This window comes from Bacillus silvicola (genome assembly GCF_050524305.1).
GTDB classification, from domain to species: domain Bacteria; phylum Bacillota; class Bacilli; order Bacillales; family Bacillaceae_G; genus Bacillus_A; species Bacillus_A cereus_AT.
The window spans coordinates 12,432-30,588 of record NZ_JBNGVC010000024.1 but is presented as its reverse complement, the minus strand read 5'-3'; the positions used below and the strand labels follow the sequence as shown (position 1 = coordinate 30,588).

Below are 18,157 nucleotides of genomic sequence, written 5' to 3'. Positions count from 1 at the left end.
AAATGAAGTGACCCCTAAAAGTTAGACATGGTTATTTCATTAGGCAGCGTTTTGGGCGTGGGTCCGGTATTGTATCGGACTCATACCCTTTAATTTTGCCTTAATTCTCTTATGATTATAGTAAGATATATATTTTGCTAGTTCTTGTTCAAAATGTTCCATATTCTTAAAGTCTTTTCGATATAAAAATTCAGATTTCATAATACCAAAGAAATTTTCGATAACTGCGTTATCGTAACAGTTCCCTTTCCGAGACATACTTTGTGTAATACCACGTTTATGAAGAGAATCACGGTATTTTTTCATTTGATAGTGCCAACCTTGATCGGAATGAATAAGGAGGGCATCCTCATCTGTTAAGCGTTCAAAGGATTGGTCTAACATATTAGAAACAAGGGCGTAGGTTGGCCTTGAACCAATTGTATACGTGATAATTTCACCATTAAACAAGTCCAACATTGGCGATACATATAATTTCTCTCCAAATAATTTAAACTCCGTAATATCCGTGACCCATTTTTCGTTTGGCCTTTCTGCTTTGAAATTACGTTCTAAAATATTAGGGGCAATCTTTCCAACAGTTCCTTTATAAGAGCGATATTTCTTCATACGGACCAAACACTTTAATCCTAATTCTTTCATAATGCGTTGTATCTTTTTGTGATTTATTTTATGTCCACGATTAGTAAGTTCATCACGAATACGGCGATAACCATAACGGCCTTCATGTTCATGATAAACAGCTTGAATTAATACTTTCAAATCTGCATCTGGATCCGGACGTTTGGCATTTTTTAACCAATAATAATATGTGCTACGTGGAATATTGGCAAGCACTAAAAGTGATTGTACCGGAAATTGATGCCTTAATTCATAAACTACTTGCGCTTTGTCTTTTTTTGTGACTTCTGTTTGTTTTGAACTAAGGCATTCAACTTTTTTAAATACGCATTCTCCATACGTAACCTTTCTAACTCCTCTTGGAGTTCTTCAATGGAGCCTTCGACTGGTGATTGCTTTTTCACTATTTTGTGATTTTTATTATTCATAGACGGATGCCTCTTTTCTTAAAGTTGTAGGGCATCCAATCCTTCTGTTTCATAAGCTACTTTCCATTTACGAACCGTTTCATAAGATGGAATATTAAAAATTGCCGCTGTTTCCCTGATAGACGTCCTATTTTCAATCATATAGTTAAGTACGTCTAGTTTAAATTGCGTAGAGTAAGATGTATAGCGTTTTTCAAAAGCTTTTTCACCGGAATATTCATATCGGCTAATCCAGTGATAAAATACCCGCTGATCCACGCCTATAGATTTAGCAATGCTTGTCCCGCCTTCTGGGCCTTCTAAATATCGTTTTACTGCTTGTATTTTTTCTTTTGAAGAAAATTTAGCCATAAAAAAACTGCACCTCCAATTGTTAGTCGTGTCTAACAATTGGGGTGCAGTTCAAAAACAAAGGGGACCTTTTTTCATAACTGCTCCTCATAATATAATGAACAGCTATCTTACATGATCTATTAAGACGCTGGAATCCCGCACTTTTTAATTATAGAAAGGAAAAATATGACTTTATATAATGATGCATAGTTAGAAATTATGCTAATATGAAAGTATAGAATTCTGAAAATATAGAAAGGTGTGATTTTTATTAACTGGGAAAACTTTTATAGAGTTAAAGCAGTTTTAATCCGTATGCTTTTTGAATTATTCGTATTAGGCACGATCATTATAATAACCCATATATTTATGAAAACTATTTATGATGTGAATTTAATGAATTTACTACAACCTTTTTGGAATAACATATCTAAGGATCTTCTTTATACAGCAATAGTCTTACTCTTATCTTTAGAATGCTATAAACGGTATCAATCTTTACGGGATTTTCAAAGTTTAAAAAGACTAAGATATAAATATGAACACTCTATAGAATTAATTGAATTTCATAAATTATGGTTAGAAGGTCGAATAGAAACGCTTAGATTTAAAATGAATACACTAAAATATTTTTCGCTTGTTCCAATTATGTTTTTATTATCCCGTGATTTAATTATCAAGTATATGAACCTTTCTTTAAGTGCATATTCAATCATTTTGTTAGTTACAGTGCTAGTTTATACAGCCTGGTTAATTAGAATTTACAACCAATATGTTACTGTACAAAAAAAATAACTAATTATGAAGAAGAAATATTAATGATTAAAAACCCTGAACTATTTAACCTTAAAAACAAAGAATTAAAAAGAAATATGAAAATGGATAACTGGAAAAATCCATTACCAGTGAGTCCTCGAAGGTCGCAATCAATATCGGAAGAAAATGAGTAATAGCGCATAGAGGCGGAGGTGGAAGATGGAAAAGCATATACAGTTAGAATTGTTTGATATAAAGAAGGATGATGAACAATTTTTTCGTTCAGATGAATTTGCAGAAGCACTTGCAATGGTTTGGGGATTTGGTTCACAGAACACTACATATTTCGTTTTAAGGTCCCCAAATAAAGAAATTTTGAATCGTTTTAAACAAATAGTGAGGAATCCAGTTTCTATGTTTGATAGGGATATAGATAAAGAATACGGAACATATACACAGTGGAATTTAGTTTATAATTCAAATCACCCTTTTATTTTACAAATAAAGAAACTTGGATGGACACCAAAAACACATCAAGTCCGAAATTATCCGGTAGGAAATTTTAATGAAGATGTGTTTGTACAAACTTATATACGTTTACACTATACATTAGATACAATATGCGCACGTAAACAATATATAAGACCAAGAATTAGAATTAATGGTTCTAAAAATGTTTTATATGGTATTAGCACTTTTCTTGAACAGCGTCTTGGTATTGGGAAGAAGAAACCTCAAAAGCATCAAAAATCTACCACTACAAGTACGATTTATATAAGTCCACTATAAAATATCATCATGTATAAATCGTTTCCGGATACCCGATAATGTTTGTAAAAAGCATAAGGGGAGAAAGATACGCTATGCCACATAAAATACAAAAATCACAACCTTTAACAATATCAGATTTACGAAAATTAGAGAAAAAAGAAAAACAAACTTCTCGTCAACGACGTATTACAGCTGTTCGAATGGTAATGGAAGGATATACAATGGTGGACGTAGCGGCCATACTTGGTATGCATCGTCAAAGCGTTGCTCGTTATGTGAAAAAATTCAAAGAACACGCACTAGAAGGATTACTTACTCGCAAACAAATCCCAGGTAAAAAGCCGTATTTAACTAAGCAACAACAGGGAGAATTGAAGCAACTCATTTTAAATACAACTCCAGCGGAGTTGCAATTCGGTCAAGAAGCTTTCTGGAATACACGCAATATCCAATACGTCATCAAAGAGAAATTTGCTATTTGTATGTCGCGTGAAGGCATCCGTAAAATGTTACATCGGATGAATTTTTCCTATACAAATGCTACTTATGTATTGAAAAAAGCGAATAAAGAAAAACAAATACAGTTTCAAAAACAATTAGATATGATAAAAAAAACTTAATTGATGAAAATACTGTACTCTTATATCAAGATGAATGTCACTTTAGAGATAGTCAAACCGTTCATGCTACATGGTTTGCAAAAGGGAAACAAAAGAAAATTGCAGTGTTAGGAAAGCGTATTTCAACGTCTTTATTCGGTACGATTGATGCAATCACTGGTAAATTTCTCTGTACAAAAGCAGAGTGCTGTAATGCTGAAACGGTTCAGCAATTTTTAACATATGTGTTAAAAGAATATAAAAATAAGCACGTTGTTAACAATTCTTTTTCTGGTTGAGTGAGGGAAAAATATTGACAGCGATCTTCATAGGTAAAGTTCGGTATAGAATAAATCGTTTGTATTTCATCTTCATTAAGAATTCTCAACCGTTTTTGGTTCGTTGTATTTTTTTCGATATCCATAATATTTGTCCTCCCTGTGACATAGCATATATAGCTCGTTATATTCCCTAAATTTCAGATTTTAGGGAAATCTTTAGGAACCCCCATTTTCCTAGTCTAGTACGTTCCCTATTTATTCTCCCTAAATGTAAGGTTATAATCAAGAGGAAATCTACAGGAAAGAGGAATTTAAATGGGGAATGTTTATGGATATGCTCGCGTGTCAGCTGCACATCAAGATTTAGAAATGCAAATCGAAGAATTACAACGATATGGTGTCGATAAGCTATTTTGTGAAAAGATATCAGGTAAGAATGTGAATGACCGTACAGAATTTAAGCAGTTACTAGAAGTAGTGCAACCCGGTGATACGGTGGTTGGTTACAAATTAGATCGAATGGGACGATCCATATCTGATGTGTTGAAGACCTACGAATCATTTACTGAGAGGGGGATTCATCTCGTTTGCATATCTGACGGGATTGACACACGCCGGAACAACGATATTATGACCAAAGCAATGGTTACGCTGTTGGGGCTGTTCGCGGAAATGGAACGTAATTTCATTCGTGAGCGGACGATGGCCGGTAAGCTCAGAGCGAGGGAACATGGAGTAAAGTTTGGACGTAAAGGAAAAAACAAGGATTTAGTAGATCATGCCATTGATCTTTGGAAAACGAGAAAATACACGATTAAGCAAATTGAGAAAAAGACGACTGTAACAAAATCAACATTATATCGTGAGATTGAAAAACGTGGGCTAATGAAAGAATCTTAACTTCGCTGTATCTATTCTTACGAATAGAATCACTAAAATGTCTCTGAATCAAATAGGGCAGACTGATTCAGAGACATTTCCTTTTATGGAATAAATCCTTAATGTACCTTTTGGAGGGGATGGGCAAGAAACCCCAATATGGACATGAATAATAAAAACAAGAGCGCCCTTGTTATATAGGATGATTACTATACAAAAGTAACGAGTGTAATTTTATTTTATGTAGTAACATGTTGGAATACGAAAAAAGACACTCTCCTCGTTGAAAGTGTCTTTTCCTATGCGGATTCTCCGATAACATTCTTAATATATATGTGAAAAAATATTATATGACTAAAAAATAAAAAGACGCCTTTTTAAGTTGAAAGCGTCTGTTTTATATAAACTTCTCTCGGTGTCTGTTTTAATATATGCTGTGTTAGGAATAACTATTACATCCTCATAATGGTTTTATAAAAAGCTTCAGCTTGTTCTTCTCCATGATCTAATAAATTTAAATATTCATCAAAAAAATCAAAGATGATAGAAACTTGATGGTCATATAATTTCATGTGGTTGACGACGTACATCGTACCTTCAGCTGCTAGATCATACGTATATGTAGTCCGTTTACTCATCCATTCTTTCCATATGGATAACGCAAGTTCGATACATTCTTTATCTGATGCAAAGCGTTCATACTCCCATTTCATTAACATATAAGTATCCTCCTCTTCATTCTTCGAACATTTCTTCGTAGGTACTCTTGTAAAAATTAAATAGTTCCTGACCTTTTAAATCTTGAATCAACTTGGTTAGTTCTTTTTGTGTAAATTTAGGAGAAAAACCAGTTGCAATATGTGCTAACTCTATTCTCTCCGAATAATAGCAAATATAAGCTAAGTCATATTCTTTGAGTTTACGCATCTATTCTCCTTCCTGATTAGATCAATTTGAATCATTTAGTTATGCTATTGTATTAATTTTATAATGATAGCGCTATATTGAACATCCTTAATGTGAATTATACATTTGATAAACATATGGATAGTACCGCATGCCCATCAACAATTTTTCCTCCGGCGAAAATGTAACAAAAATGAATGTTTATGTTACAAAATCGATTAGTAAGGTTAATCCTTCAGTGGGACTAAGCAAACTCGTTGTTATCATACATAAAGTTGTTTTACCATCACCAAATGGTCCAGATAATCCAAAACGTTAACTACTACTAATTTGGAGTAGTTAACGTTTTGGAGAATGGGCGAAGAGACCCCCTATCTTATGTAATCTTTGCTTATTCTTTGCACCAGAACCAATGAAAAACCAATCATTTTATAAAAAATACAAACCACCAGTGCTTACTTTACATATCTTATTAAAGGAATATGCATCGTCATATACTCCGATTTTTTATCACCAAAATAATTTTAAAGGAGCGAATCACTTTTGAACGAACAAAATTCAATAGAAAGCTATCTACAAGGATTGTTAAAAAAGCGTGCAAATCTACAATCAAATGCGAATTCTCTTCACCCCCCAAAAAACTTGGAGGATATCCTAGAAGAACTCGTAGTTGCGTTTCCATCCGGCTGTTTCTGCCCCCCATCACAGCAAACCATCACCCAAATCGAAAATGCATTAAACGATTTATTAGTATGGAGTACATGTGCACCTATCTGTAATAATTTAAAACTAGAATTACAAGATACAATTAATGCTGTACAAAATCAATTAGATGCGAATCCATTTTCATGCTGTGCTACAATCATGGCATTGCAAGCACTAGAAGTTGTATTAAATCAAGTACTTGCAGCATTACAACTAGGCAGATCTCAACAAACAAATTTATTAACCCTATTACAACAATTACAAGCACTTTTTGCTGGATATATAGCATGTCTTGCTTGTGAACCGGGGGCTACCGGACCAGCTGGAATAACTGGGGCTACTGGAGTTACCGGGCCAACTGGAATAACTGGGGCTACTGGAGTTACCGGGCCAACTGGAATAACTGGGGCTACTGGAGTTACCGGGCCAACTGGAATAACTGGGGCTACTGGAGTTACCGGGCCAACTGGAATAATTGGGGCTACTGGAGTTACCGGACCGACTGGAACAACTGGGGCTACTGGGGTTACCGGACCGACTGGGACATTTCCACCTGCCTATGCTGAGATTGTCTCGAAGGCTCTTCAGACTGTCGCTGATTTAACTCCTATACAATTTCTTTCACCGTTTTCTGTTGTGTCTAATAATGTCACATTTAATGGAATTGATACTTTTACAATTGAAGTACCTGGCACTTATTTTTTTACTGGTGCTATGATGCCCGCGAGTAATCAGGCTGGACCATTTGGTGTCGGGGTAGTATTCAACGGTGTACAATTGGGGCCGACTGGAACAAATTATGGTGAATCCGCAGGGCAAGAAGTCATTTGTTTTGGATTTTCAGTTGAAATCCCAGCAGGTACAAAAATTCAGTTATTTAATTTTAGTGGACAACCGGTTTCAATAGGTGGAACCCTGACCCTAAACCTCAAATTTGATGCAGTACGTTTAGCTTTTTTCCGTGTTTCTTAGATGTTTTTGCAGAATAAAAGTGCAGAGAATTGCAGCGAAGTTTCTTGCAGAAAACTTTATTTAGAGAAGAGGGCATGATAGCCTGATTTGATACGCCAGCCATTGATACGTATGGGTTCTTGTTGAACGATTTATGCCTTTAAAGGCTTCGTGTCAAATTGCTCCCCCCCCCCCGAAAAAGGGTATTAAAATCTCTTAAGTTTATGGGCATGTATAGTGAGGCCTATTGGAAGTTTTGCAGAATCTTATACATCACAAGCTGATCATGGTAGACCGCCTGCACCAGCATACGAATACGTTGATGTTTATACTGATCATGAAGAACATATTTAAATACCTAAAAAGGAGGGTGCTAACAGCGAAGCCACTGAAAATCCTTCGGATTTTTGTGCAGATTAAAAAATGATAATAAAAAAACGACGCTATAGTTCAGAATATGAATTGTAGCGTCGTTTTTTGCATGAATCAGGGCTATCAGTTCATTATTTTAATCCATTAATTTCAATATTCTTTTTAAATTCACTGTAAAAATAGTCATAGCCCCTTGTAATTCCATGCCAATGAGACCCGAGGATTTCGCAACATCATACCCGTGTCTATGTTTTAATTCACTATTTTTAGCCTCTATTTTATAACGTTCTTTGGATTTCCCCTTAAAATAGTTGGTTTCTTGAAATTTGGCTTGTTCTGTATGTTCATTAGATTTAATAGTTACAGAATAAGTCTTACTTTTAGCACCTTTTTTATAGCACCCTTCTTTAAACGGACAGTGTTTACATGTTTCTACATCAAAATAGTATGTGTCAGTTTGGTTAGAACTTACCTTTTTCGGTTCTGGTGCAAAGATAATCAAATATAAAAAGAGAATGACAGACTCCGTTAGGAATCCACTGTTACGCAGTGAGACCGAAGAGATTATTGATGAATTGTATCTGGTTTCGGACAGACTTCTCTCCCTGAAAAGTTTGTCCTTTTTTGATCATATGCATAGCTTCGATTCCAGCTAGCGTCGTTGACGCGGTTTGGAAAGACTGAAATCCGAGCATATACCTGACTCGTTTTTTGATAAATCGATGGTCTTGTTCGACCATATTGTTTAGATATTTTATTTGTCGTAACTGGATTCCTGATGGTAGGTTCCCTGCTTTTTGTGATTGTTTCACGGCTTTTGGATAGGCAGGATTTTTATCAACTGTGAGCACACGAGGTTTTGAGGTATGACAAGAAGCTAAGGCTTTTTTGAAGAAGCGTTTAGCTGATTTTGTTTTTCTATTTTTACTCAAATAAAAATCAACAGTGTTTCCTTCGGAATCCACCGCACGATACAAGTACATCCATTTTCCTTTTACTTTGATATAGGTTTCATCGACACGCCAGGAATCATTTGTTTTCTTCAAATGAGGACGAACACGTTTATCTAGCTCCGATCCATATCGATGAACCCAGCGCATAATCGTTGTATGAGCAATGGACAAACCACGTTCCTCCATCATTTCTACCAAATCTCGATAGCTTAAACTGTACCGGAGGTACCATCTAACTGCTAATAGAATCATTTCCGGCTCATAATGCTTCCATTTAAAATCCACTGGTTTTGTCATCGTCATAACCGTCCTTTATTTATGAATATTTCTAGTGTACACAACGACAGTATTTTTTGCACCAGAACCCGATGTACTGTGTATTCATCTAACACATATGTTTTTTGTTGTGCTGCCAATAGAAGAGTATATTGTTCTTGAGCCTCCTCTAGTTGCCCATCAATCATGTCAGTAATCAGCGACAGGGAACTGATTGGCTGCCAATTGGGTTCAGGTGTCTTTGTCATATTAATTTTGCTCCTTTCTTGTTATGGTGTTGTTTTCATCATAACAAAATTAAAATGAACAGGCTTCATTTCATCTGAAAATCACAGAATAAATCCGTTAATCTTGTAGAATCATGATAAAGATTCTGTGAGTTATGGATTCCCAAACTGTGAATCGTTAAAATAGCGATTGTGCAGCAATCTAATATAAGATATACCCATTCTGGAAGAGCATATTGTAGTACATAAGTGAATGGTTAATAATGTGTGGTAAATTTACGTAGGTTAGAATTAAATAATGGAGTTATCCAAAAGATAGACACTAATTAAGAATGTGCCTATCTTTTTTTATTTGTGTAAGTTTGCCTCTTCTAAACTTTATTTTGTACAATGATAATGAGAACCGTTAGAGACAATAAAGGACGGGTGATATAATACATGAGTAATAAATTAGTCAATTTACGAGTGGACTTCGCTTTTAAACAATTATTTGGCGTGAAGGGGAACGAAGAACTCTTAACAAGCTTTCTCAACGCGATTTTACAAGAATCCCTATCTGCACCCATTCAAACATTACAAATCGAAGATCCACATCTTCATCAAGAGTATGAAAATGACAAATTATCCATACTAGATATACTTGCTACACTTGATAATGGTACAAAAGTAAATATAGAAATACAGGTTCGAAACACACAAGATATGGTTAAAAGATCGCTGTACTATTGGTCAAAATTGTATACATCTCAAATTGAAAAAGGGATGCCATATCGTTCTCTTCGAAAAACAATTGCAATTAATTTATTAGATTTCCGTTTGTTTCCTAACTTTGAGGATATTCAAACCACAGGTCAGTTATGGAGTCGCCAACAACAACAAGTATTACTGGACGATTTAGAAATTCATTTCATTGAAATTCCAAAATTGCTTCAGCAATGGAGAGAAGAAAAAATTAATCCATGGGAAAATGCATTTGCTCGCTGGTTATTACTTTTACCGGCACATGAGGATGAATATTTAACCCATACATTGGAGGAAATTGCGATGAACCAAGACCCAATGCTACAAAAGGCAATGAATAAATGGGAAGACATGAGTCAAAACAGTTCCTTCCGATTACAATATGAAGCCAGAGAAAAGGTTTTATTTGATGAACAGGCAAAATTAGCTCATGCTCGTGAGGAAGGAAAAATGCAATTAATTCGTGGTATGCATAAAAACGGAATGCCTGTAGAGGATATTGCAAAATTCACAGGATTACGTGTAGAAGAAATAAGAGAGATTTTACAATCATGAATATATAGAAATAGCACTTACAGTGTTTGTAGGTGCTATTTTTGGTTCTGGTGCAAAGATAATCAAATATAAAAAGAGAATGACTCCACTGTTACGCAGTGAGACCGAAGAGATTATTGATGAATTGTATCTGGTTTCGGACAGACTTCTCTCCCTGAAAAGTTTGTCCTTTTTTGATCATATGCATAGCTTCGATTCCAGCTAGCGTCGTTGACGCGGTTTGGAAAGACTGAAATCTGAGCATATACCTGACTCGTTTTTTGATAAATCGATGGTCTTGTTCGACCATATTGTTTAGATATTTTATTTGTCGTAACTGGATTCCTGATGGTAGGTTCCCTGCTTTTTGTGATTGTTTCACGGCTTTTGGATAGGCAGGATTTTTATCAACTGTGAGCACACGAGGTTTTGAGGTATGACAAGAAGCTAAGGCTTTTTTGAAGAAGCGTTTAGCTGATTTTGTTTTTCTATTTTTACTCAAATAAAAATCAACAGTGTTTCCTTCGGAATCCACCGCACGATACAAGTACATCCATTTTCCTTTTACTTTGATATAGGTTTCATCGACACGCCAGGAATCATTTGTTTTCTTCAAATGAGGACGAACACGTTTATCTAGCTCCGATCCATATCGATGAACCCAGCGCATAATCGTTGTATGAGCAATGGACAAACCACGTTCCTCCATCATTTCTACCAAATCTTGATAGCTTAAACTGTACCGGAGGTACCATCTAACTGCTAATAGAATCATTTCTGGCTCATAATGCTTCCATTTAAAATCCACTGGTTTTGTCATCGTCATAACCGTCCTTTATTTATGAATATTTCTAGTGTACACAACGACAGTATTTTTTGCACCAGAACCCTTTTTTGTATAAATCATACCACAGATTTCAGACAGGTTCTTATGAAGTAGTGATATTCCAAGGAACCGTTCCGGTTTCTATGACCTGGCTTATAGCTTGTAAGACAGATTGTTTTTGTTTTTTCATGGTGCTAATAAAACTTCGTATCTGACAAAAGGATTCTGCACCTTTCTTAGAGCCTGTTTATAGTCTTATCTTTTTATTAAAATAGCGATAAATCCTAGGAGAACCATTTGTTTACTTGTTTCTAGTTTTCTCTCTACATTTTTGAACAATCGTCTGTATTTTTCTAACCAAGCAAATGAGCGCTCTACGATCCATCTTTTAGGGATCACTTGAAATTGATGCAATTCGGACCGCTTGGCAACTTGTACTTCAGCATTCAATAGCTTTTGAATTTCTTTTTGAAACTTTTCTCCTGTGTACCCACCATCCGTGAGGATGGCTTCTATGGTTTCTTTCAATTCAGGATATTACTCGTACATTTCGAGTGCGCCTTTTCGATCTGTGACATTGGCAGTGGTAACATGGATTGCATGGGGAAATCCAAGAATATCTACACTGATATGTCGTTTAATACCAGAAACTTTCTTACCACCATCATAACCTTTTTGTTCAGCCGTATCTGCATTCTTAACACTTTGGGCATCGACAATATTAAAGCTAGAGCTTTTGGGGCGATTCACTGCTTCCCTTATTTGCCCAACAATTTTTTTAATAAGGTCTCTAATAGACTACTACCTTCGGCATTGGATTTACTCCATTTTGCATAGTAGCGGTAAACATTTTGCCATTTGGGATAATCTTTTGGTAAAGCACGCCACTGGCAGCCTGTACTCAGAACATAGAGTAGTGCATTGAACACATCATAAAGGTCATACTTTCGCGGACTTGTGCGTTTGCTAAACGTTTCTAGTTCCTCACGAATGATCTCGAATTTTTCACGGCTGATATCACTTGGATAAGACATACACTCATCTCCTGTTTTTGCATACATCCTAACATATTTATAAGAGCCTGTTTATAGTCTTATTTTTTTATTAAAATAGCGATAAATCCTAGGACAACCATTTGTTTACTTGTTTCTAGTTTTCTCTCTACATTTTTGAACAATCGTCTGTATTTTTCTAACCAAGCAAATGAGCGCTCTACGATCCATCTTTTAGGGATCACTTGAAATTGATGCAATTCGGACCGCTTGGCAACTTGTACTTCAGCATTCAATAGCTTTTGAATTTCTTTTTGAAACTTTTCTCCTGTGTACCCACCATCCGTGAGGATGGCTTCTATGGTTTCTTTCAATTCAGGATATTGCTCGTACATTTCGAGTGCGCCTTTTCGATCTGTGACATTGGCAGTGGTAACATGGATTGCATGGGGAAATCCAAGAATATCTACACTGATATGTCGTTTAATACCAGAAACTTTCTTACCACCATCATAACCTTTTTGTTCAGCCGTATCTGCATTCTTAACACTTTGGGCACCGACAATATTAAAGCTAGAGCTTTTGGGGCGATTCACTGCTTCCCTTATTTGCCCAACAATTTTTTTAATAAGGTCTCTAATAGACTACTACCTTCGGCATTGGATTTACTCCATTTTGCATAGTAGCGGTAAACATTTTGCCATTTGGGATAATCTTTTGGTAAAGCACGCCACTGGCAGCCTGTACTCAGAACATAGAGTAGTGCATTGAACACATCATAAAGGTCATACTTTCGCGGACTTGTGCGTTTGCTAAACGTTTCTAGTTCCTCACGAATGATCTCGAATTTTTCACGGCTGATATCACTTGGATAAGACATACACTCATCTCCTGTTTTTGCATACATCTTAACATATTTATAAGACTATAAACAGGCTCTAAGACTATAAACAGGCTCTTACTTCGAAATGTCCCAGACACTTTCTGTTTTACTTTTGTCATCCGAATATCCCGTTCCGCTTGATTGTTATCAAATGGAATGTCTGGATGTCCTAAGAACGCTAGAATTCTGTCAGCGTATTTGACGAAGCGATTCCATAAATTTTGAGAAGGCGTTTGCTTTCCTTTCTTTTTTGGTTTTGCAGAAAGAACCTGTTGTTCTTTCAATATGGATTGATAAATGGTAAACAGATTCTTTTGCGCCGCTTTTGGCATGGTACTTTCGTATTACTTTTTCATCGTCAAAGCTTGCGTTAGAAATTTCTGCATCTGTTGTGCCCATTTTTCTCCCGTACTATCTATAATTCCTTGCAAATCTCGTAAGAGATGGGCATTACATAAAACGTGACGACAATCTGTATACGCATCATACGATTTCCAACCATCATGCATCGCGATTCCAGAAAAAGATGGCAAGATTTCTCCCGCATCCATTGCTTCTTTTCCACGTTTTTGATGAATATGTTGAAATGTTACCTCCGGTGTACTGGCAGTATGTAACCATTGTGTTTTATTTTCTACACGCATGCCGGTTTCATCAAAATGGACAACAGGAGACTGAAGAATCTTTTCCTTTACTTCTTTTATGAATGGCTGCAATTGAGAAGCGAAAGTCTGTGTATGATTCACCAAGGTCCCTTCGCTTATAGAATGTCCAAAACAATCCTGAAAGGATTCTTTTGTTCGTTTCAAAGAAAGGCATTGATAATGCGTTAAATAGGGAATCAGTCTTTTTATATTCGGGCCATATTGGACAGGACGAGAGACTGTAGAAGGAAACTGGACTTCTTGGATGGCATGGCAATGTGGGCATTCTTTCTGTTCTACTTTATGTTCTGTCACTTCTATCTGGATAGGTGGTAAGTCATAAACTTGGCGAATGCGGTATCCTTTTACAGGTTCGTGGTTCAAGGAATTATTACAACAAGTACAATATGTAGGAGAATACGTAATCGTATGATCTGGAGTCGTTGTCAAACCAAGAGTATGTCCTTTGTGGCCCAACTGTCCACCAGTTTGACGATGAGACGGTTTGCGTAAACTTTTTGTAACAGGTTTACGCAAACCATCTGTAGAAGGTGGTTTATGACTATTTTTGGAGTTTTTTTTAGAACGATTTTCTAATTCCTCTATGCGTCCTTTTAAATCCTGTATTTGATTTTCTAAATGATGAACTAAATCACAAATAGCTTGAGGTCCTTTTTGATAAACGGCTAGAATTTCTTGTTTTTCCAACATAAATATCACCTCCTTGTATGATATATCTAGTATTCACACAAAAAGTACATATCAAACTAGTAAATTAAAAAAGCCTCGGTGAGGAATCTGAGTAGTTACAATATTTGTTTCTATTGTAAGAAACGTGAGTGTTTTCAGTGGTAATACTAATTAGCAGGTAAAGGTTGGGTTTTTCGCAACTGTTCCTGACTTTGCCGAAAAACGGGGTGTTGGTTTGGTCGTAGTGGAGCAGGAGATAGATCTACTGGACGTAACGATAGACAAGATTTCCATTGTTGCGGATTTCAGGGAAGGTTTGAGGAAATCGGATTTTATACAATCAGTCACGAACACACAGATCTATGACAGACAGCCATATACTTCACGTAACTTTGGTTATCAAGAAGTGTTAAAATCAGAGTTTCTTCAAGTAGGTTATATAGAACTTGCAGGCGAAATGAAAGGGATAGACATAGATCTACAAAAATTAATATTTCATAGAATACGGCTAGAAATGGAAATCGAACGGGAAAGTAAACGCCGTGAGCATGGAGAAGCGATGCTATCAAATGAGGAATATCAGAGGTTATTCGAAAATAAGGAAGATATACAAGCGTTAATCGAACAAACAAATGAAGAGGGAATGCTTACAGATCGACATAAAATAGAGTATCATAAAAAACACATTGAAGTATCTTTACGTGAATTGCAATCGATCTTACAGTCGACAGCAGATGAGATAGATGAAATATATGCAAATGTAGATTTTTCAATTCAGTCGATGCGACGGTATCATGAAAAGCACTTGTACGCTCTTCATGAAAAAAGGAGAATCTTACAAAAGCAAATTCAGACGAAGCAAATAGAGTTGGAAATGGATGCAGAAAAGATGTGCTTACTTGATGAAGAAGGATTTCTTCCCTATACAAAAAAGACAACCAGAAAGCATTTGATAAAGGCAGTACGATTTGAATTTAATCCAAAATATATGAAATGCAATCCAATCGTGAACGAATCTATACGACATGTTTTGGGGTTACTAGAGAATATAGAAGTCACAGGTATACATATTGCACTCGATTATGCTGTGAACATATCCGATCTCAAAATAAGAGATTTATCCAGCAAAACGGAATATATGATACTCAGTCGTGATAAAACATTAGAAACACTCTATATAGGTGTAAGATCATCTGATAATTGTTTATGTATTTATAATAAGAAGAAAGAAGCGGAACAAAATGGTTCCATTGATCCGTATCCGGATATAGAATATGTAACACGTTTCGAAGCGCGCTTAAGAAAGAAGAAGACCTTAGAACTATGGGAAGAGGATTGGACCCCCTTTGACAACATAATTGTGAGTACATTACAGCAATTGGGACAAATGAATTTGAAATTGAATGATAAAATCATTCTTGATGCAATTATGAGTGATAAGTACGGAAGGTATTGGGGGATGATGGACAAGTATCAAAAGACAGCCTGGAGAAAAAAAATGAAGGATCTTGTCCCGAAAAAGTTAGACATAGCAAAAGATTTTTCCAAAAAAAAGAAGTCACTTAGTGAGGAACTAAATGACTTACTCAATGGTTCGATGCTCCATACAATGTTCACAAATATAGAGCCAAGCAATTAAGCATGAATAATCTACTCAAACTGTATCATGATGTGGGGTTGAAAGCAAGTGAATCCTACTTGAGAAATGAAAGTGAATCATCTGACTACATCTATAAAGAGAAGGAATATGACATTTTTTATGTAGGAATGATGTTCGGTTCGGATATATTTTTTTGTACGAATACCTACTAGGTTCTTAACACGTAAGATGTGTTGTGAACAAAAAGAGGAATGAATGATGGCTATAGAATGTCATGAATCTGAATATCATTCTTGTGAAAAAAGAAATATATATGGGGATAGTTGAGGTTATCCTACAATGGCTTGTTATACAGACGGGATTCTTCATTTTTTACGACGAGTAAGCCCAGGTACTTGCATTGTGTTACAGTATGATGGGCAACGCCCTACCACCACGACATTTCAAGGATTCCAGTACGGTGAAATCATCTTATCTGATTTTGGTGGTTTTCCTATGCTCGCACATCTTGCGATTCAGGCAGTAAATGTGATTGCTCTTGGGTTTCCTGTTTGTAAGCGTCCAAAAATCCACAGAGATTGTGATTGTGTAGATGCGTAAATAAGGTATGTTTGACTGGAAACAGATTTTGTATGTTGTGAAGATCAAAATATATTCCCCCCCAATAGAAAAAAAGCGGGGTATAATGTAACAGGGAAATCTATACGCGTCCTAACGTCTCCTGTATTTTCAGGGGATTTTGTTTTGTAAAATCTTTGTTATTCTCCTCATCGTTATCGTGTATTTCGGATTGAAAGATGAGGGCTGCATTCAACTTTCGTCACTACTAGCCCCCATCGTTATATTCTTCTAGCAATGAGCCTAATAGAATTTCTTTTTGAATGACGAGTTTTAATATATGTTCGATGGCTTGCATATTTCCGCTCTCAATCGTTCCTCGTAATACGTCTGTCAGTGCTTGCTCCATGTTTATAATTGATTGCAATGCGGGACAAGATGACACGGTTACCGAGAAAACTTGTGCGATATAAGTCAACCCCCCTCCTCCGGCAGGGGATGCCACAACGGATGTTGTGGCACTTTTATCGCCTGGACGAACGAAGGGACTCACATCCACCTCTAGTGTATCCCAGAATCCTCTTACTGCATCCATTCCCTCTATACCATCTTGCTCATGAAACGCATCTGTAGAGCGGAGTGTAGCCGTGGGACCTGCGACGACTACGCTGTTACATATCGCCTGATTTCCAGGAGAAGTAGCTTGACTGTCTGCGACGATATAAAAAGTTTTGGCCTCTGGAAATTCCGTTATTTGAAAACCAGAAAAGGTTGTCGAGACGGTATGATTATAGAAAGTAACCCCCCCATCGTGGATGATAACGGTTTTTAACAATAAATTGGGATTGGTAAAGATCAGGATAAGGGAAGCACCTTCCAAAAGTGGAAAAGTTGCTTTTACAAATGGAGAGGAACTGTCGGTATCTCCTGAAGGAAATCCAGTTAATATATTGAGACCATCTGTGACGATTTCTGTCACATCCGCACGAAATACATCCATACTTCCCGCATTCCCACAAGGTGGAGCGATAGAGGAGGCAATGGATTCTCCGGTAATGGGAACACCATTGCATACACCCTGTGCGTTCACAGTCTGGAAATTCAAACGAAGCACAGCCCAATATAGAAAAGCTTTGTAAATCGTAGAACCTTCTGGAATGGACCCTTTCATATTGATTGTTCCGAAACCACGATTCCGCATTCCTATACCTTTTGCCACACAATCTCCTTGTATCGTTTTCTGAAAAAAGGGAGTCAACGGTACCGAAGGTTCCATAATAGACTTCACATCACGATGACAAGCGCTTTTAGAATGTCGCTTTGACATGATACATCTCCTTTGGATTTCACTTGTTGCATAACGGTATTGATTCTTCATGGATAGGAAAATGTGGTTACCCACATTTTATGGAGAGAATTAACATGGGTCATCGAAGGAAGAAAATTCTTCTACTAAAAGTTCCAGGATGATTTCTTTTTTGATAACGAGCTTTAATATTTTTTCAATGGTTTTCGTATTTCCACTTGCTACAGCCGCTTTTAATGCGTCTGCGAGCGCCTGTTCCATATTGGCAACGGCTTGCTTAAAATCATGGTTTGATGTCATACTTTAAGCTCCTTTCTGCATGATG

General features: G+C 36.4%; 17 protein-coding genes and 4 pseudogenes. 9 read left to right on the top strand and 12 right to left on the bottom strand.

The features are described from left to right. Positions 1-39 precede the first annotated feature (39 nt). Positions 40-1,400: pseudogene (locus ACP6L7_RS35445) on the bottom strand (IS3 family transposase). 957 nt (positions 1,401-2,357) lie between these two features. Between ACP6L7_RS35445 and ACP6L7_RS35440 the strand changes: the two are divergent. The 4 genes from ACP6L7_RS35440 to ACP6L7_RS35425 all read left to right on the top strand — a co-directional run bounded on the left by ACP6L7_RS35440 (position 2,358) and on the right by ACP6L7_RS35425 (position 4,689). Then, positions 2,358-2,927: a hypothetical protein gene (locus ACP6L7_RS35440; RefSeq protein WP_430529859.1), complete on the top strand. Its 570-nt coding sequence runs from the start codon at positions 2,358-2,360 to the stop codon at positions 2,925-2,927. A 74-nt stretch (positions 2,928-3,001) separates the two neighbouring features. Next, on the top strand, positions 3,002-3,529 hold the full coding sequence (locus ACP6L7_RS35435; protein ID WP_430529346.1) for a helix-turn-helix domain-containing protein: 528 nt from the start codon (positions 3,002-3,004) through the stop codon (positions 3,527-3,529). After that, positions 3,505-3,807, top strand: coding sequence for a transposase (locus ACP6L7_RS35430; protein WP_430529901.1), 303 nt, complete (start codon positions 3,505-3,507; stop codon positions 3,805-3,807). The genes ACP6L7_RS35435 and ACP6L7_RS35430 overlap by 25 nt, the downstream gene beginning before the upstream one ends. A 297-nt stretch (positions 3,808-4,104) precedes the next feature. Next, entirely contained in the window at positions 4,105-4,689 is a 585-nt protein-coding gene (locus ACP6L7_RS35425) for a recombinase family protein (protein ID WP_430529858.1), read from the top strand. A 431-nt stretch (positions 4,690-5,120) separates the two neighbouring features. On the opposite strand, the gene ACP6L7_RS35420 is transcribed toward ACP6L7_RS35425, so the two are convergent. Both ACP6L7_RS35420 and ACP6L7_RS35415 read right to left on the bottom strand, forming a co-directional pair. Then, positions 5,121-5,387, bottom strand: a complete 267-nt coding sequence (locus tag ACP6L7_RS35420) for a hypothetical protein (RefSeq protein ID WP_430529857.1) — start codon at positions 5,385-5,387, stop codon at positions 5,121-5,123. Positions 5,388-5,403: 16 nt separating this feature from the next. Then, positions 5,404-5,595, bottom strand: a complete 192-nt coding sequence (locus tag ACP6L7_RS35415; RefSeq protein WP_086396259.1) for a hypothetical protein — start codon at positions 5,593-5,595, stop codon at positions 5,404-5,406. Positions 5,596-5,725: 130 nt separating this feature from the next. Here ACP6L7_RS35415 and ACP6L7_RS35410 point away from each other — a divergent pair, with 130 nt between their 5' ends. Together ACP6L7_RS35410 and ACP6L7_RS35405 are read left to right on the top strand one after the other, a co-directional pair. Continuing rightward, entirely contained in the window at positions 5,726-5,893 is a 168-nt protein-coding gene (locus ACP6L7_RS35410; RefSeq protein WP_430529856.1) for a hypothetical protein, read from the top strand. Between the two features lie 224 nt (positions 5,894-6,117). Further along, entirely contained in the window at positions 6,118-7,251 is a 1,134-nt protein-coding gene (locus tag ACP6L7_RS35405; protein WP_430529855.1) for a hypothetical protein, read from the top strand. Positions 7,252-7,738: 487 nt separating this feature from the next. Here the strand turns inward: ACP6L7_RS35405 and ACP6L7_RS35400 are convergent. The 3 genes and pseudogenes from ACP6L7_RS35400 to ACP6L7_RS35390 form a co-directional block, all read right to left on the bottom strand. Continuing rightward, positions 7,739-8,062: pseudogene (locus ACP6L7_RS35400) on the bottom strand (transposase); the annotation flags it as partial. Positions 8,063-8,144: 82 nt separating this feature from the next. Further along, entirely contained in the window at positions 8,145-8,852 is a 708-nt protein-coding gene (locus ACP6L7_RS35395) for an IS6 family transposase (protein ID WP_430529854.1), read from the bottom strand. A gap of 2 nt (positions 8,853-8,854) precedes the next feature. Continuing rightward, on the bottom strand, positions 8,855-9,079 hold the full coding sequence (locus ACP6L7_RS35390) for a hypothetical protein (protein WP_430529853.1): 225 nt from the start codon (positions 9,077-9,079) through the stop codon (positions 8,855-8,857). A gap of 417 nt (positions 9,080-9,496) precedes the next feature. Here ACP6L7_RS35390 and ACP6L7_RS35385 point away from each other — a divergent pair, with 417 nt between their 5' ends. Beyond that, entirely contained in the window at positions 9,497-10,354 is an 858-nt protein-coding gene (locus ACP6L7_RS35385; RefSeq protein ID WP_430529852.1) for an Rpn family recombination-promoting nuclease/putative transposase, read from the top strand. A 91-nt stretch (positions 10,355-10,445) separates the two neighbouring features. Here ACP6L7_RS35385 and ACP6L7_RS35380 read toward each other — a convergent pair whose 3' ends face one another. The 4 genes and pseudogenes from ACP6L7_RS35380 to tnpC form a co-directional block, all read right to left on the bottom strand. Further along, on the bottom strand, positions 10,446-11,153 hold the full coding sequence (locus ACP6L7_RS35380) for an IS6 family transposase (RefSeq protein WP_430529851.1): 708 nt from the start codon (positions 11,151-11,153) through the stop codon (positions 10,446-10,448). A 261-nt stretch (positions 11,154-11,414) separates the two neighbouring features. Beyond that, a pseudogene (locus ACP6L7_RS35375) lies at positions 11,415-12,193 on the bottom strand (IS5 family transposase). A gap of 59 nt (positions 12,194-12,252) precedes the next feature. Then, a protein-coding gene (locus tag ACP6L7_RS35370) for an IS5 family transposase (RefSeq protein ID WP_430529850.1) occupies positions 12,253-13,031 on the bottom strand; the annotation gives its coding sequence in 2 pieces (ribosomal slippage) (positions 12,253-12,758 and positions 12,758-13,031; 780 coding nt in all). Then, positions 12,974-14,389: pseudogene (gene tnpC / locus ACP6L7_RS35365) on the bottom strand (IS66 family transposase). The gene ACP6L7_RS35370 and the pseudogene tnpC overlap by 58 nt, the downstream one beginning before the upstream one ends. Positions 14,390-14,612: 223 nt before the next feature. On the opposite strand from tnpC, the gene ACP6L7_RS35360 reads away from it, so the two are divergent. Beyond that, positions 14,613-16,007, top strand: coding sequence for a replication initiation factor domain-containing protein (locus ACP6L7_RS35360; RefSeq protein ID WP_430529204.1), 1,395 nt, complete (start codon positions 14,613-14,615; stop codon positions 16,005-16,007). A 300-nt stretch (positions 16,008-16,307) separates the two neighbouring features. Beyond that, the gene (locus ACP6L7_RS35355; RefSeq protein ID WP_430529169.1) at positions 16,308-16,568 is read left to right on the top strand and encodes a hypothetical protein; all 261 of its coding nucleotides are present in this window, start codon (positions 16,308-16,310) and stop codon (positions 16,566-16,568) included. A gap of 226 nt (positions 16,569-16,794) precedes the next feature. On the opposite strand, the gene ACP6L7_RS35350 is transcribed toward ACP6L7_RS35355, so the two are convergent. Next, a complete protein-coding gene (locus ACP6L7_RS35350; protein ID WP_430529168.1) occupies positions 16,795-17,853 on the bottom strand; it encodes a hypothetical protein in 1,059 nt (352 codons plus the stop codon). 90 nt (positions 17,854-17,943) lie between these two features. Then, positions 17,944-18,132 carry a hypothetical protein gene (locus ACP6L7_RS35345; RefSeq protein WP_430529167.1) on the bottom strand — a complete coding sequence of 63 codons (189 nt, stop codon included), beginning with the start codon at positions 18,130-18,132 and terminating at the stop codon, positions 17,944-17,946. Between the last annotated feature and the right edge of the window lie 25 nt (positions 18,133-18,157).

What these genes read in the sequence shown, in the direction of transcription:
- ACP6L7_RS35355 (WP_430529169.1), top strand. Translation starts at nt 16,308, where the DNA reads ATGGCTTGTTATACAGACGGGATTCTTCATTTTTTACGACGAGTAAGC.
- ACP6L7_RS35435 (WP_430529346.1), top strand. Translation starts at nt 3,002, where the DNA reads ATGCCACATAAAATACAAAAATCACAACCTTTAACAATATCAGATTTA.
- ACP6L7_RS35385 (WP_430529852.1), top strand. Translation starts at nt 9,497, where the DNA reads ATGAGTAATAAATTAGTCAATTTACGAGTGGACTTCGCTTTTAAACAA.
- ACP6L7_RS35425 (WP_430529858.1), top strand. Translation starts at nt 4,105, where the DNA reads ATGGGGAATGTTTATGGATATGCTCGCGTGTCAGCTGCACATCAAGAT.
- ACP6L7_RS35410 (WP_430529856.1), top strand. Translation starts at nt 5,726, where the DNA reads ATGCCCATCAACAATTTTTCCTCCGGCGAAAATGTAACAAAAATGAAT.
- ACP6L7_RS35395 (WP_430529854.1), bottom strand. Translation starts at nt 8,852, where the DNA reads ATGACAAAACCAGTGGATTTTAAATGGAAGCATTATGAGCCGGAAATG.
- ACP6L7_RS35380 (WP_430529851.1), bottom strand. Translation starts at nt 11,153, where the DNA reads ATGACAAAACCAGTGGATTTTAAATGGAAGCATTATGAGCCAGAAATG.
- ACP6L7_RS35350 (WP_430529168.1), bottom strand. Translation starts at nt 17,853, where the DNA reads ATGTCAAAGCGACATTCTAAAAGCGCTTGTCATCGTGATGTGAAGTCT.
- ACP6L7_RS35390 (WP_430529853.1), bottom strand. Translation starts at nt 9,079, where the DNA reads ATGACAAAGACACCTGAACCCAATTGGCAGCCAATCAGTTCCCTGTCG.
- ACP6L7_RS35415 (WP_086396259.1), bottom strand. Translation starts at nt 5,595, where the DNA reads ATGCGTAAACTCAAAGAATATGACTTAGCTTATATTTGCTATTATTCG.
- ACP6L7_RS35420 (WP_430529857.1), bottom strand. Translation starts at nt 5,387, where the DNA reads ATGTTAATGAAATGGGAGTATGAACGCTTTGCATCAGATAAAGAATGT.
- ACP6L7_RS35345 (WP_430529167.1), bottom strand. Translation starts at nt 18,132, where the DNA reads ATGACATCAAACCATGATTTTAAGCAAGCCGTTGCCAATATGGAACAG.
- ACP6L7_RS35440 (WP_430529859.1), top strand. Translation starts at nt 2,358, where the DNA reads ATGGAAAAGCATATACAGTTAGAATTGTTTGATATAAAGAAGGATGAT.